This window comes from Streptomyces sp. NPDC026575, assembly GCF_055567415.1.
Genome location: NZ_JBVHQM010000002.1, coordinates 129,752 through 144,393, shown reverse-complemented (window position 1 = coordinate 144,393; position 14,642 = coordinate 129,752). Strand labels below are relative to the sequence as shown.

The 14,642-nt window shown below is 68.8% G+C and carries 13 protein-coding genes and 1 tRNA gene; 7 read left to right on the top strand and 7 right to left on the bottom strand.

Translation table 11 applies throughout. From position 1 onward, the window contains the following. The first annotated feature begins 169 nt into the window (after positions 1-169). The 6 genes from ACZ4NB_RS02980 to ACZ4NB_RS02955 all read left to right on the top strand — a co-directional run bounded on the left by ACZ4NB_RS02980 (position 170) and on the right by ACZ4NB_RS02955 (position 4,937). Positions 170-940 carry a DUF881 domain-containing protein gene (locus ACZ4NB_RS02980; RefSeq protein WP_467657896.1) on the top strand — a complete coding sequence of 257 codons (771 nt, stop codon included), beginning with the start codon at positions 170-172 and terminating at the stop codon, positions 938-940. Positions 941-978: 38 nt separating this feature from the next. Then, on the top strand, positions 979-1,677 hold the full coding sequence (locus tag ACZ4NB_RS02975) for a class E sortase (protein ID WP_467657895.1): 699 nt from the start codon (positions 979-981) through the stop codon (positions 1,675-1,677). A gap of 81 nt (positions 1,678-1,758) precedes the next feature. Continuing rightward, complete coding sequence (locus ACZ4NB_RS02970; RefSeq protein WP_384424213.1) at positions 1,759-1,935, top strand: hypothetical protein; 177 nt, start codon at positions 1,759-1,761, stop codon at positions 1,933-1,935. Next, positions 1,932-2,588, top strand: a complete 657-nt coding sequence (locus ACZ4NB_RS02965; protein ID WP_467657894.1) for an aminodeoxychorismate/anthranilate synthase component II — start codon at positions 1,932-1,934, stop codon at positions 2,586-2,588. Before ACZ4NB_RS02970 ends, ACZ4NB_RS02965 begins: the two co-directional genes overlap by 4 nt. Next, a complete protein-coding gene (locus tag ACZ4NB_RS02960) occupies positions 2,585-4,168 on the top strand; it encodes a class E sortase (RefSeq protein ID WP_467657893.1) in 1,584 nt (527 codons plus the stop codon). The genes ACZ4NB_RS02965 and ACZ4NB_RS02960 overlap by 4 nt, the downstream gene beginning before the upstream one ends. Positions 4,169-4,193: 25 nt before the next feature. Further along, complete coding sequence (locus tag ACZ4NB_RS02955; protein ID WP_467657892.1) at positions 4,194-4,937, top strand: class E sortase; 744 nt, start codon at positions 4,194-4,196, stop codon at positions 4,935-4,937. Between the two features lie 75 nt (positions 4,938-5,012). On the opposite strand, the gene ACZ4NB_RS02950 is transcribed toward ACZ4NB_RS02955, so the two are convergent. The 7 genes from ACZ4NB_RS02950 to ACZ4NB_RS02920 form a co-directional block, all read right to left on the bottom strand. After that, entirely contained in the window at positions 5,013-5,450 is a 438-nt protein-coding gene (locus ACZ4NB_RS02950) for a hypothetical protein (RefSeq protein WP_467657891.1), read from the bottom strand. 168 nt (positions 5,451-5,618) lie between these two features. Continuing rightward, positions 5,619-7,625, bottom strand: coding sequence for a Stk1 family PASTA domain-containing Ser/Thr kinase (pknB, locus tag ACZ4NB_RS02945; protein ID WP_467657890.1), 2,007 nt, complete (start codon positions 7,623-7,625; stop codon positions 5,619-5,621). A gap of 145 nt (positions 7,626-7,770) precedes the next feature. Beyond that, a complete protein-coding gene (locus ACZ4NB_RS02940) occupies positions 7,771-9,237 on the bottom strand; it encodes a peptidoglycan D,D-transpeptidase FtsI family protein (protein ID WP_467657889.1) in 1,467 nt (488 codons plus the stop codon). Beyond that, entirely contained in the window at positions 9,234-10,616 is a 1,383-nt protein-coding gene (locus tag ACZ4NB_RS02935) for an FtsW/RodA/SpoVE family cell cycle protein (protein ID WP_393485708.1), read from the bottom strand. The genes ACZ4NB_RS02940 and ACZ4NB_RS02935 overlap by 4 nt, the downstream gene beginning before the upstream one ends. Positions 10,617-10,639: 23 nt before the next feature. After that, on the bottom strand, positions 10,640-12,190 hold the full coding sequence (locus ACZ4NB_RS02930; RefSeq protein WP_467657888.1) for a PP2C family protein-serine/threonine phosphatase: 1,551 nt from the start codon (positions 12,188-12,190) through the stop codon (positions 10,640-10,642). A gap of 132 nt (positions 12,191-12,322) precedes the next feature. Beyond that, positions 12,323-12,853, bottom strand: coding sequence for an FHA domain-containing protein FhaB/FipA (locus ACZ4NB_RS02925; protein WP_467657886.1), 531 nt, complete (start codon positions 12,851-12,853; stop codon positions 12,323-12,325). Positions 12,854-12,863: 10 nt separating this feature from the next. After that, a complete protein-coding gene (locus tag ACZ4NB_RS02920; RefSeq protein ID WP_467657885.1) occupies positions 12,864-13,679 on the bottom strand; it encodes an FhaA domain-containing protein in 816 nt (271 codons plus the stop codon). Between the two features lie 517 nt (positions 13,680-14,196). On the opposite strand from ACZ4NB_RS02920, the gene ACZ4NB_RS02915 reads away from it, so the two are divergent. Then, a tRNA-Leu gene (locus ACZ4NB_RS02915) sits at positions 14,197-14,280 on the top strand. Positions 14,281-14,642: the final 362 nt, after the last annotated feature.

Genomic DNA, 14,642 nt, shown 5'->3' with positions numbered 1-14,642 from the left:
CCTGTCGATGTGCTGCTCCCCCACTCTCGACGTCGCTCGAGCGGCTGACCTGTCCGCGCGGGGGAGGTACGAGGTGTGCGCCGGGCTGTGGACGCGATGGGGAGCGGATTCCTTTCCCGGGCGTCCGTTAGCGTAGTGCTTCCGCGGCGTCGTAAGGAGTAAGGGTACGTTGAGTAATTCCGCTGACTCCTCCGGCCGCCCCGTCCGCCTGCGCCTGCGGCCCGTACGGCTTCTCACCCTGATCGTCTTCGCGCTCGCCGGGCTGCTCTTCTGGCTGAGCTTCGACACCGCGCGTGGCACCAATCTACGCTCGGACGACTCCATGCTGCGGCTGTCCGACCTCATCCAGGAACGCAGCCACAAAAACGGCGCCCAGGACGACCGCAACGCCACCCTGCGCGAGGAGGTCGACGCCCTCGCGCAGCGCGACAACGGCAGCTCCAAGGCCGAGGACGCCAAGCTCAAGGCGCTGGAGAAGAGCGCCGGCACCAAGCCGCTGTCCGGCCAGGGCGTGACCGTCACCCTCACCGACGCCCCGCCGAACGCCACCGCCAAGATCCCCGGCGTTCCCGAGCCGCAGCCCAACGACCTGGTCATCCACCAGCAGGACCTGCAGGCCGTGGTGAACGCCCTGTGGCAGGGCGGCGCCAAGGGGATCAAGGTCATGGACCAGCGGCTGATCTCCACCAGCGCGGTGCGCTGCGTCGGCAACACCCTGATCCTCCAGGGCCGGGTCTACTCCCCGCCGTACAAGGTCACCGCCGTCGGCGACCGCGAGGCGCTCAACAACGCGCTGACCGCCTCCCCCGCCATCCAGAACTACCTGCAGTACGTCAACGCCTACGGACTGGGCTGGAAAGTCGACCAGCACGAGGCGATGACTCTTCCCGGCTACTCCGGCACAGTGGATCTCCACTACGCACAGCCTGTGAAGCCGTAGCCCGCGCGCCGCGGGACGGCGGGGAGGGGCGGGGCCGGATGACGCTGCGGTGGATCGTGCGGACGCTCAGCGAGATCTGCGTCACGGTCGGCGCGCTGATCGTCCTCTTCGTGGTCTACCTGCTCTTCTGGACCGGCGTACGGGCCGACAGCGCCATGGACGGCGAGATCGGCAGGCTCCAGCAGCAGTGGGCGTCGCCGGCCACCGAGCCCGGCCCCGATCCCGCCGCCGATGAGCCCGCTCAGGCCCCGCGGCCCCGCCGCTATGTGCCGGGCGGCTCCTTCGCCGTCATGTACATCCCGCGCCTCGGCGCCGACTGGGCCAAGCCCGTACTGGAAGGCACCGGGACCGACGTCCTCAAGCGGGGCCTGGGCCACTACGCGCGCACCGCCCGCCTCGGCGAGGTCGGCAACTTCTCCGTCGCCGGCCACCGCCGCACCTACGGCGACCCCTTCAAGGACTTCCCGCGGCTGCGGCCCGGCGACGCCGTGGTGCTGACCGACGGCACGACCTGGTTCACCTACCGCATCGACAACCGGCCCTACACCACACTGCCCGGCGATATCGGCGTGATCGACCCCGTACCGCGCAAGTCCGGATTCAACGGCCCCGGGCGCTACCTCACACTGACCACCTGCGAACCGGAATGGGGACACAGCCACCGGCTGATCGCCTGGGCACACCTCGACTCCACCCAACCCGTGGCACAGGGAAGGCCATCGGCTTTGACGAGCTGACCCCCCTGCCCCCGCCCTCGCCCCTTACTCTGGTGTCGCAATCGACATCGTCATCGGCATCGGCAAGGGGACAGCGACAGCATGTACGGCTGGATCTGGCGGCATCTGCCGGGCAACACATGGGTCAAGGCGCTGATTTCCCTGGTGCTCGTGCTGGCGATCGTCTTCGTGCTCTTCCAGTACGTCTTTCCGTGGGCGGAGCCGCTGCTGCCCTTCAATGACGTCACGGTCGACCAAGGGATGGCAGCCGTCCGATGACCGCACGGATTCTTGTCGTCGACAACTACGACAGCTTCGTCTTCAACCTCGTCCAGTACCTCTACCAACTGGGCGCCGAATGCGAGGTGCTGCGCAACGACGAGGTCGCGCCCCGGCACGCCCAGGACGGCTTCGACGGGGTGCTGCTCTCGCCCGGCCCCGGCACCCCCGAGCAGGCCGGCGTCTGCGTCGAGATGGTCCGGCACTGCGCGGACACCGGCGTCCCGGTCTTCGGCGTGTGCCTGGGCATGCAGTCGATGGCGGTCGCCTACGGCGGTGTGGTGGACCGCGCGCCCGAGCTGCTGCACGGCAAGACCTCGCCCGTCCTCCACGAGGGCGTCGGCGTCTTCTCCGGTCTGCCCTCGCCCTTCACCGCCACCCGCTACCACTCACTGGCCGTCGAGCCCGACACCGTCCCCGACGAACTGATCGTCACCTCCTGGACGGAGGCCGAGGACGTCCCCGGCGGACGGATCGTCATGGGCCTGCGGCACCGCGAACTGCCGGTGGAGGGTGTGCAGTTCCACCCCGAGTCGGTACTGACCGAGTGGGGGCACCGGATGCTGGCCAACTGGCTCGTCGAGTGCGGCGACGAGGGGGCTGTGGAGCGCTCGACGGGGCTCGCCCCGGTGGTCGGCAAGGCCGGCGCGTGACCGCCCTGCGCCCCGAGCGTGAAGGGAGACCCTACGACCCGTACGAGCCGGAACAGCCGTACGCGTCGCAGGAGCCGCACGGGTCGCAGGACCCGTACGGCCGCCCCGATACGTTCGAGGCGGCGGTGGGGCAGCTCGACGACCCGCTGAACGATCCGCTGCCGGGGCAGGCGGCGGCGCCCACGCCGGCACCCGCGTCCCCGCCCTCCCCGACGCCCACGCCGAGTCTGCTCGACCAGCCGGGGCGGGGGCGCCGGCGGGGCAAGCCGGCGGAGGAGGGACTGCCGGGCTCACCGTGGTTCCGGCCTCAGCAGGCGCAGCAGCAGATGCCCCAGCAGACGCCGCCGCAGGCGCCGCAACGGCAGGCCCCGGCGGCACCCCCGGCTCCCCGGGGGCCGCGGCCCTTCGGGGCCGAGTCCGCGGCCAGGAGCCAGGGGCAGAGCCCGAGCCAGGGTCCGAGCCAGGGCCCGAGGCAGGGGCAGACCCAGCGGCAGGGCCGGGTCCCCGGGGCCCGGGCCGGGCACGCCCCGTACTCCCCGACGCCGACGCCGTCCGCCGCTCCGTCCGCCGCTCCGTCCGTCTCCGGGCCCGCCGCCTCGCCCGCCGCGCAGGGGCCGGACGACGAGACCATGGCGCTGCGGCAGGCCGAGCAGCGCGGCGGGGGCACCGTTTCACGTGAAACCGACACCGCTGGTTCACGTGAAACAGCGACGTCGGTGTCCACCACGGCGGCCGGGGGCCGTGCGGCCCGGCGTAAGGCCGCTCAGGAGGCCGCCAAGCGAGGCGGCAGGCGTGGCCGGCGCGGCGATGCGGACGCCGCCCCAGCGGCCTCAGGGACGGCCTCTGAACCGGCCTCCGCTCCCACTTCCCGGCTGGAGGCCCGACGGGCCGCCCGCGCCGCCAAGGACAGCCCCAGCCTGATCGTCAGCCGCGCGCTGGGCGAGGTGTTCATCACCCTCGGCGTCCTGATGCTGCTCTTCGTCACCTACCAGCTGTGGTGGACGAATGTGATGGCCGAACAGGAGGCGGGCGGCGCCGCCAACAACCTCCAGCACGAGTGGGACAAGGGCGGAGGGGAGAAGAAGAACCTCGCGGCCGGTGAGCGCTTCGGGATCATGTACATCCCCAAGCTGGATGTGAAGGCGCCGATCGCCGAGGGCATCGACAAGCCCAGTGTGCTGGATCACGGCATGGTCGGGCACTACGGCAAGAGCAGCGGGCTGAAGACGGCGATGCCCTGGGACAAGAAGGGCAACTTCGCGGTCGCGGCCCATCGCAATACGCACGGTGAGCCGTTCCGGTACATCAACAAGCTCACCAAGGGCGACAAGATCATCGTCGAGACGCAGAGCTCGTACTACACGTACGAGATGGAGAGCATCCTCCCGCAGACGTCTCCGAGCAACACCAGCGTCATCGGTCCGGTACCGCCCGGCTCGGGATTCACGGGGCCGGGGCGCTACATCACCCTGACGACCTGCACGCCGGAGTTCACCAGTACCTTTCGGATGATCGTCTGGGGCAAGATGGTCGACGAGCGGCCGCGGAGCAAGGGCAAACCGGAAGCGCTCGCCGGCTGAGCGAACACAAAAGGGGTACTACGCGGTGACTGCAACCGGAACCGACGAGGACAGCGACCGGTTCGCGCCGCCACCCAAGCCGCGGCGCCGGGTACGCCGGACCATCGCCTCCGTCGTCAGCGTCATCGGCGAGCTGCTGATCACGGCCGGCCTGGTCATGGGCCTCTTCGTCGCCTACTCGCTGTGGTGGACCAACGTCCTCGCCGACCGCGAGGCGCACAAGCAGAGCGACCAGGTACGCCAGCACTGGGCGAGCAGCGGGCCCAAGGGGCCGGGGGAGCTGGACACCAAGGACGGCATCGGCTTCCTGCACGTACCGGCGATGAACAACGGCGAGGTGCTGGTCAAGAAGAGCACCGCCGAAGGCGTCCTCAATGAGGGGGTAGCCGGCTACTACACCAAGCCGGTCAAGTCGGCGCTGCCTCAGGACGAGAAGGGCAACTTCACCCTCGCCGCGCACCGCGACGGCCACGGCGCGAAGTTCCACAACATCGACAAGCTCAAGGACGGCGACCCGATCGTCTTCGAGACCAAGGACACCTGGTACGTCTACAAGGTCTACGCGACGCTCCCCCAGACCTCGAAGTACAACGTCGACGTCCTCAACAAGGTCCCCAAGGAGTCCGGCAAGCGCAAGCCGGGCCGCTACATCACCCTGACGACCTGCACCCCGGTCTACACCTCGACCTACCGCTACATCGTCTGGGGCGAACTGGTCCGCACGGAAAAGGTCGACGCGGACCGCACACCGCCGAAGGAACTGGGCTGACCCGCCCGGCAGTTGAATACGACCGTGGCGGCCCTCCGGAGAGAGCCGCCACGGACGCGGTGCGCGATGCCGCGGTCAGCAGACCGTGCCGGTCTGCGCATACGCGGTGTTGGCCCCGTCTCCGAACTGGACACGGCCGAATGCCTGCGTGCAGTTGGTCGTGGCGTAGCCCTTGCTCCACATCTCGTAGGCCGGGCGGTTCTTCAACACCATGCCATGGGCGGACCCATCCGGCGTGGTGACGGAGATGGACGCGTACTTCCACGTGTGGTTCTTGCGGAAGGAATCCCAGATCAAGAGGTAGCCGTACATCTTTCCGCAGCCGTGGTACTGCTTGACCGAAGCGGCCGGCTTCCCCTTGTACTTCACATACTTGGTGGCTCCGACCTGCCGCACCGAGGAGCAGCCGGACGGCGTCGAAGCGGCGGCGGACCCGGCGTTGACCAGGCCGAGCGCGAGCGTGATGCCGGCGAGCGCGGCGACGGAACCGGCACGGCGAGTGAGCTTGTTCAAGAATCTTCCCCCTATGGCTGTTCGAATGCCAGACCGAACTTACGGCCCGTCAGGAGTGAGGGCAAGTCGCTTCTGGTGAACCGCCTCGGCCGCGCAACGACGAAGCCCCGGCCGCCCTTCAAGGGCTGCCGGGGCTCCGCTGTGATGTCCCGTCAGGGAAGTCGGCTGTCAGCCGCCGAACGGTCCGCCGAAGAAGCCGCCGCCGTCGTCGCCGCCGTTGTTGCCGCCGTTGCCGTTCCCGCCACCGCCGATGGTGGTGAGCGTCACGGTGGTGGAAGCGGGGTCGGACGGGGTGTTCGGCGCCGGGTCCTGGCTGAGCACCCGGGCGTTGTCCTCCGGTGAACTGCCCCCGGCGAACTGGATGTTGTTGAAGCCGGCCTCCTTCAGCGCCTGCTTGGCTTCCTTGACCGTCCGGCCGACGACCTGCGGCACGGGCTTCTGCGCCGCTGCCTTGCCGATCGTGAGGCTGACCGTGGAGCCGTTCTTGACCTCGGTGCTGCCCTCAGGGCTCTGACCGATCACCTTGCCGACCAGGTTCGGGTCGGGGGTCTCCTGCTCGGTCTTGCTGACGTCGAAGCCCAGGTCCCGCAGCTGCTTCTCGGCCGCCGCGGCGTCCTTGCCCTTCACGTCCGGGACGGTCGTCTTCGGGCTCGCCTGGGCGACGAACAGCGTGATCTTCGCGTTCTTGGCGGCCTCGCTCTGAGGGTCGGGGTCCTGGTCGATGACCGTGCCCGGCTTGCCCTCGTCGGTGACCTTCGCCTCCTGCGTGACGTTCTTGAAGCCCTTGCTGGTGAGCATCGAGCTGGCCTTGGCGAAGGTGTAGCCGGTCACATCGGGAACGGTGACCTTCACACCCCCCGAGCACAGTGTGACCGTGACCGTCTCGCCCTTGCTGATGTCGCCGCCCGGGGCCGTGTCCTGCTCGGTGACCTGGCCCTTCTTGACGTTGTCGCAGGCCTTCCGGCCGCCCAGGGCGACCTTGAAGCCGCCGTTGACCCCGAAGTCCTTGGCCTCCGAGAGGGTCTTCCCGACGAGGTTGGGCACCGTCGTCTCGCCGCTCTTGTTGCCGCCGCTGAACATCGCCTTGCCGATGAAGATCGCACCGACCAGGACGAGCACCGCCGCGAGCACCAGCAGGATCGTCGAGGTGTGGTTCTTCTTCTGGCCGCCGCCGCGCCGCCGGTCGCCACGGTCCTCGTAGCCGTAGCCGCCGTCGTCCGCGTTCATCGGCGGGAGCATGGAGGTCTGGCCCGCCGGATCCTGCGGACGCAGCATCGTGGTCGGCTGGTCCTGGTCGAAGCCGGCCGCACCCATGGCGGAGGCCGCCGCGACCGGCTGCCCCTCCAGCGCCGCCTCGATGTCGGCGCGCATCTCGTCGGCCGACTGATAGCGGTAGTCCGGGTCCTTGACCAGCGCCTTCAGGACGATGGCGTCCATCTCCGGCGTGATCTCGGGGTCGAAGTTGCTCGGCTTCTGCGGCTCCTCGCGGACATGCTGATAGGCCACCGCGACCGGCGAGTCGCCGATGAACGGCGGCCGGACCGTGAGCAGCTCGTAGAGCAGACAGCCGGTGGAGTACAGGTCGGAGCGGGCGTCGACCTGCTCGCCCTTGGCCTGCTCGGGCGAGAGGTACTGCGCGGTGCCGATGACCGCCGCGGTCTGGGTCATCGTCATCCCGGCGTCGCCCATCGCGCGGGCGATACCGAAGTCCATGACCTTGACCTGGCCGGTGCGCGTCAGCATGACGTTGGCCGGCTTGATGTCGCGGTGGACGATGCCGGCCCGGTGGGAGTACTCCAGCGCCTGGAGGACGCCGGTGGTCATCTCCAGGGAGCGCTCGGGAAGCAGCTTCCGCCCGGAGTGCAGCAGCTCGCGCAGGGTGGAGCCGTCCACGTACTCCATGACGATGTACGGGATCGAGACCCCGTCGACATAGTCCTCGCCGGTGTCGTAGACCGCGACGATCGACGGATGGTTCAGCGAGGCGGCCGACTGGGCCTCACGGCGGAACCGGGCCTGGAAGGACGGGTCACGGGCGAGATCCACCCGCAGCGTCTTCACAGCCACGGTGCGGCCCAGGCGGGTGTCATGCGCGAGGTAGACCTCGGCCATGCCACCGCGGCCGAGCACCGAGCCCAGCTCGTACCGGCCGCCGAGGCGACGCGGCTCTTCCATAAGCTTCTCCAGCCCTCTCCGTCAGTCCCGACCGCACCGGTGTGTGGTCCGGCGGTGTGCTGTCCGGGCTACCGTACCCGGCACGCCACATCGGATCGGGTCAGAGCCGCAACCTGATATATGACCGGTATGGGCATGACCCGAGTCACTTCTCGCCTGCGAGTACCGCCTCCATGACGCGCTTCGCGACCGGCGCGGCGAGCTTGCCACCGGCGATGTCGTCGCGGAGGGTGTCGGATCCCTCGATGACGACGGCGACCGCGACGGGGGTGCCCTTGTCGGTCTTCGCGTAGGAGATGAACCAGGCGTACGGGTTGTCCTTGTTGTTCTCGCCGTGCTGCGCGGTACCGGTCTTACCGCCGACTGTGACGTCCGGGATCTGGGCGTTGGTTCCCGTGCCCTTCTGGACCACGGTCTCCATGATGCTCTGGATCTTCTGCGCGTTCTCCGGCGAGAGCGGCCGGCTCATCTCCTGCGGCGTGTGCTGCTGCACCACGTTGAGGTTCGGGGCGACCAGCTGCTCGACCATGTACGGCTTCATCAGCTTGCCGCCGTTGGCGACCGCCGAGGCGATCATGGCCATCTGCAGCGGGGTGGCGCGGTTGGATGCCTGGCCGATGCCGGCCATCGCGTTCTGCGGCCGGTTGTCCGTGGGGAAGATGCTCTCCGCGGCGCGGACCGGAGTGTCGATCTTGGCGTCGTTGAAGCCGAACTTCTCGGCCTCGGCCTTCATCTTCTTGTTGCCGAGGTCCGCGCTGATCTTGCCGAACACCGTGTTGCAGGACCAGCGCAGCGCCTCGCGCAGGCTGGCGTTCTCGCAGGGGATGTTGCCCTCGTTCTTCAGCTGCACGGTGGTGTCGGGCAGCGTGTAGGGCAGCGGCGATTCGGTCTTGGAGTCGACGTCGTTGTAGAGACCGTTCTCCAGGGCCGCCGAGGCCGTGACGACCTTGAAGGTCGAGCCCGGCGGGTAGGTCTGGCGCAGCGCCCGGTTGAGCATCGGCTCGTCGGGGTTGTTCTTCTTCTGCAGCCCCAGGTAGGCCTTGGCGTCCTTGTCGCTCATCCCGGCGAAGGTGGACGGGTCGTACGACGGGGTGCTGGCCAGCGCCAGGATCGCACCGGTCTCGGGGTTGATCGCGGCGACCGCGCCCTTCTGGTCGCCCAGGCCGTCGAAGGCGGCCTTCTGCGCCTTGGCGTTCAGGGTGGTCACCACGTCACCGCCCTTCTGCTTGCTGCCGGTGAACATGTCGACCGTGCGGCTGAAGAAGAGCCTGTCGTCGGTGCCGGTGAGGATGCCGTCGTTGAGCTTCTCCAGCTGGTTGGCGTCGAAGGCCTGCGAGGCGTAGCCGGTGACCGGCGCCCACATCTTGCCGTTCTTGTACGTCCGCTTGTACTTGAAGTCGCCGCTGTCGGTGGTCGTGGAGCCGGTGACCGCCTTGCCGTCGACGATGATGTTGCCGCGCGGCGTGCTGTAGCGCTCGATGGCCACCCGCCGGTTGTGCGGGTCGTTCTTGAGCTCGTCGCCGTTGACGAACTGCACCCAGTTGACGCGGACGAGCAGGGCGAGGACGAGCAGGCCGCAGAAGATCGCGACCCGGCGCAGAGGCTTGTTCACGGGCGGACCACCTGGGTCATCTCGGCGTCGGTGGACGGGGCGGGGGCCGGCGCCGGGCGGCGCGCGGTGTCGCTGATCCGGAGCAGGATCCCCACCAGCGCCCAGTTGGCGATCACGGAGGAACCACCCTGGGCGAGGAACGGCATCGTCATACCCGTCAGCGGGATCAGGCCCGTCACACCGCCGGCGACGACGAAGACCTGCAGCGCGAAGGCGCCGGAGAGGCCGACGGCCAGCAGCTTGCCGAACGGGTCACGGGCGGCCAGCGCGGTACGGATACCACGCTCGATCAGCAGGCCGTAGAGCATCAGGATGGCCATCAGACCGGCCAGCCCGACCTCCTCGCCGACGGTGGCGAGGATGTAGTCGCTCTTCGGCGCGATGCCCTGGATCAGGCGGGAGTAGCCCTGCCCCAGGCCGGAGCCCAGGATGCCGCCGGAGCCGAAGGAGTACATGGCCTGGGCGGTCTCGGTGACACCGCCGTTGAGCAGCTCCAGCGGGTTGAGCCAGTTGTGCACACGGGTCTGGACGTGCGACTCGAACGAGGCCACCGCGACTGCGCCGCCGGCGCTGAGCAGCAGGCCGAACACGATCCAGCTGGTCCGCTCGGTCGCGACGTACAGCATCACGACGAACAGGCCGAAGAACAGCAGCGAGGTACCCAGGTCGGTCTCGAAGACCAGGATCATCAGGCTCAGCGCCCAGATGACCAGGATCGGGCCGAGGTCGCGGCCGCGCGGGAGGTAGAGCCCCATGAAGCGGCGGCTGGCCAGCGCCAGCGCGTCCCGCTTCACCATCAGATAGCCGGCGAAGAAGATCGCGATGATGATCTTCGCGAACTCGCCGGGCTGGAGCGAGCCGAGGCCGGGGATCGTGATCCAGATCTTCGCGCCGTTCACGCCCGGGAAGAACATCGGCGCGACCAGCAGCACCAGCGCGACCACCATCGAGATGTAGGTGTAGCGCTGCAGGACCCGGTGGTCCTTGAGGAAGATCAGGATGCCGAGGAACAGCGCCACACCGAGCGTGGACCACATCAGCTGGTTGGGCGCCATCGCCTTGCCCAGCGAGGGCTCCTGGTCGAGCCGCCAGATGAAGACCAGCCCCAGGCCGTTGAGCAGGGTGGCGATGGGCAGCATCAGCGGGTCGGCGTACGGCGCCCACTTGCGCACGACGAGGTGCGTGACGCCCGCCAGCAGACCGAGGCCCAGGCCGTAGCCCAGCACGCCGGCCGGCACCGTACCGTCCTTGGCCAGGCCGACGTTGATGTACGCGAACACCGGAATGAGCACCGCGAAGACCAGCATGGCCAGCTCGGTGTTGCGGCGGCTCGGGGCCCCGATGGTGCCGATGGTGGTGGTGTTGGTGGTACTGCTCATGAGATGTCCGGCCCCCTACGCCCTCACTGCTGGGTGCTGCAATTCTTTTCCAGCTTCAGCTGTTCCTCGGAGGGGGCCTGGCTGGGAGTGGGTGTGGGTGTCGGGTTCACGGTCGCCGCGAGGGTTCCGGCCGTGCCCGCCTTGTCGGTGGCACCGGGCTTGGCCGTCGGCGTCCCCGGCTTGGTGGGCGTCCCGGGCTTGGTGGGCGTGCCCGCCTGGCCCTTGCCCTTGTTGCGGGCCGCCTCGCGCTCGGCCGCCTCCCTCTGCTCCTTGCCGCGGCAGGCGTTGGCCTGCTTGCTCAGCTCGCTGACCTTCGCGGCGGCCTGTGAACGGCTGTCGACCGCGATGGTCTCCTTGACCTGGTTGCGCTGGTACAGCGGGAGGTACTTGAGTTCGATCTCGGGGTGGTCCTCGTCCACGTCGTTGAGCTTGATCCACGCGAGGTCCTGGCTGATACCCCGGTAGAGCGCGACGTGGTCGTCCTTGGTGCCGACGAAGTACTGGGTCTGCGTCCAGCGGTAGCCCGCGTAGGCTCCGCCGCCGACGACGGCCAGGGCGAGCGCGATGAGCAGGGACCGCTTGATCCATCTGCCCCGCTTGGGCTTGACGAAGTCCTCGTCCATGAACGCGCCGAAGGAGCCCTGCGGCGGACCGGCGACCTCGGGGCCACCGCTTCCGGGCGGGCCGAAGGCGCCCCCGGGGGCCGGCTGGCCTCCGGGCCGGCCCAGCTCGGCGGCCCGGGCGGCGGGCGTCTGCATCGTGCTGGGGTCGCTGAGCTGGTGCTGGTTCTCCGCGACGGCGCCCACGATCACCGGGGTGTCGTTGAGCTGCCCGGCCATCGTCTCGTTGCCGTCCACGTCCAGGACGTCGGCGACGATGCAGGTGATGTTGTCGGGGCCGCCGCCGCGCAGCGCGAGCTGGATCAGCTCCTGCACCGTCTCGTGCGGCCCGTGGTAGCTGGCGAGGGTCTCTTCCAGCGTCTGGTGGCTGACGACTCCGGACAGTCCGTCCGAGCAGATCAGGTACCGGTCGCCGGCCCGCACCTCGCGGATCGACAGATCCGGCTCGACGTGATCGCCGCTGCCCAGCGCCCGCATCAGCAGCGACCGCTGCGGATGGGTGGTGGCTTCCTCTTCGGTGATCCGTCCCTCGTCGACCAGCCGCTGCACCCAGGTGTGGTCCTGGGTGATCTGGGTCAGTACGCCGTCGCGCAGCAGATAGGCGCGGGAGTCGCCGACGTGGACGAGCCCGAGCCGCTGCCCGGTCCACAGCAGGGCGGTCAGGGTCGTGCCCATGCCCTCCAGCTGGGCGTCCTCCTCGACCATCACCCGCAGCTGGTCATTGGCGCGCTGCACGGCGCTGCCGAGCGACGTCAGCAGGTCCGAGCCCGGGACGTCGTCGTCGAGCTGGACGAGGGTGGAGATCACCTCGGAGGAGGCGACCTCGCCGGCGGCCTGGCCGCCCATGCCGTCGGCGATGGCGAGCAGGCGCGGCCCGGCGTAGCCGGAGTCTTCGTTGCCCTCGCGGATCATGCCCTTGTGCGATCCGGCGGCGAAGCGCAGTGACAGACTCATGCGCACCTCACCCGTCGGCTCGGGGTACAGCCGGTCTCGTCGAGCCACACTGCCCACCCTCCGGTCGGGAGCACGCCCGGGTCCGCCGAGTGGACCGCCGCGGCTCGCTCGCTGCGCTCGCTCATTGTCGTACTACTTCCGCAGCTCGATGACGGTCTTGCCGATGCGGATCGGGGCTCCCAGCGGAATCGGTGTCGGGGTCGTCAGTCGGGTCCGGTCCAGGTACGTGCCGTTGGTGGAACCGAGGTCCTCGACGATCCACTGGCCGTCACGGTCCGGGTAGATCCTGGCATGCCTGCTGGACGCGTAGTCGTCGTCCAGCACGATCGTGGAGTCGTGCGCACGGCCCAGGGAGATCGTCTGGCCTTGGAGGGCGACGGTGGTGCCGGTCAGCGAGCCTTCGGAGACCACCAGCTTCGTGGGGGCTCCACGGCGCTGGCGGTTGCCGCCGCGGCCGCCTTCCTGGCGGCCGCGCTGCTGCTGCTGGGGCGCGGCGGCCTGGCGCTGCGCGCGCGCATCCGGTCCGCCGCGCCGGGCGGCACCGCGCTGTGTGACGCGCGTGCCGAACAGATCGCTGCGGATGACCTGTACGGCCACGATGACGAACAGCCACAGTACGGCGAGGAAACCCAACCGCATGACCGTGAGGGTCAGCTCTGACATTGCCCCCGCTTCACCCTTCGGCTTGCCGGTAAACGATGGTGGTACTGCCCACGACGATCCGCGAGCCGTCGCGGAGATTAGCGCGGGTGGTGTGCTGCCCGTCTACCACGATGCCGTTCGTGGAACCCAGATCCTGGATCGTGGGGGGCGTTCCGACCCGGATCTCACAGTGACGCCGGGAGACACCCGGGTCGTCGATCCGTACGTCAGCGTCGGTGCTGCGGCCCAGTACGAGAGTGGAGCGCGAGATCTGGTGGCGGGTGCCGTTGATCTCGATCCAGCGCCTGGTCTGCGCGTAGGGCTGCGGTCCTGCACCGGGCGGTGCCGTACGGGGTACGGGCTGTGCGCCGCCGGGAGGCGGGGACGAGGGCATCGGAGGCGGGCTCACATGGCCGCCGCGGGGTCCCGCGGAGGCACGGGCCGCCGCCGGGCCCGGCTGGTCCTGGGACGAGCTGGAGGCGAGCGTACGGCTGCGGACGCGGTACAGGCCGGTGTCGAGATCGTCGGCCTTCTCCAGATGGACCTTGATCGGTCCCATGAAGGTGTAGCGCTGCTGCTTGGCGTAGTCGCGGACCATGCTCGACAGCTCGTCGCCGAGCTGCCCGCTGTACGGGCTGAGCCGCTCGTAGTCGGGGGTGCTCAGCTCGACGATGAAGTCGTTGGGGACGACGGTGCGGTCGCGGTTCCAGATGGTGGCGTTGTTGTCGCACTCGCGCTGCAGGGCGCCGGCGATCTCAACGGGCTGCACCTCGGACTTGAACACCTTGGCGAAGGTGCCGTTGACGAGACCTTCGAGACGCTGCTCGAAACGCTTCAGTACTCCCACGGGGCACCTCCTTCCTCAGCCTTCGTCGGGGTCGTCCTGATCGGGTCGTCCTGATACTGCTTACTGATCGTATCCACGCCTCGGGAAATCGGCTGGTTCCCCTTTCCCGCCTTGAGGACGAGTGTCGCCCCTCACAGGGTTGCCCGGTGCTTGCTCTGCTCCTTGCCCACTGCTCGTGCACTGCGATCGTAGATGTGCCCCGAAGACAGTGTCCCGCAACCGCCGACCACTCCTGCCGGGCGGGGGCCGGAGCCGGACACCGTGCGGCACGAGCCGTTCCGTCCACCTCCGGGGTGGGCCTCGTTCCGGTTGCGGCTACCGCGAGTGTGACCCCTAGGGGCGGCACTCGGCGAATGCCCGAGGCGAGGAGGCTGCCTCCCCGACCCGGGTGCCCAGGGGAAAGGCGTGTGAACCCACCCCTGACAGCGTGCTAATGTTCTGGATGTCGGAAGGCGCTCGCACAAGACCCGGACGGAACACCCCGGATCACGTGAGAGAATCAAACGGCAGCACCCATGCGCGGGTGGCGGAATAGGCAGACGCGCTGGATTCAGGTTCCAGTGCCCGAAAGGGCGTGGGGGTTCAACTCCCCCCTCGCGCACAGATGAGACCCCCGGTCTCCGGAGAAATCCGGAGACCGGGGGTTTCTTGTTGTCTTCATCACGCTGTTGGCTATGTCACGGGGCTTGGGGACGGTACGGAGCCGGGCCCGGGCGGGGCCGGGGCCGGGGCGCTCGATCGGGGGCTTGCGGGGTGGATCGCCTTCGGGGGTTCTGGGGGCGTCCGGGGCTCCGAGGATCTTCGGCAAACTGCCTCTTTGGACTTCGTGCCCTTTGTCGGAGCTATCCCGCCTATTGCCTCCCTCGCCTTCCCTCTCCCCCCTTCTCCCTCATCTGGCCATTCGCCTTCTTTGTCTCTTTGGTCTTCTTTGCCTTCTCTGGGCCTCTGCCTCTTTGTTTGCTC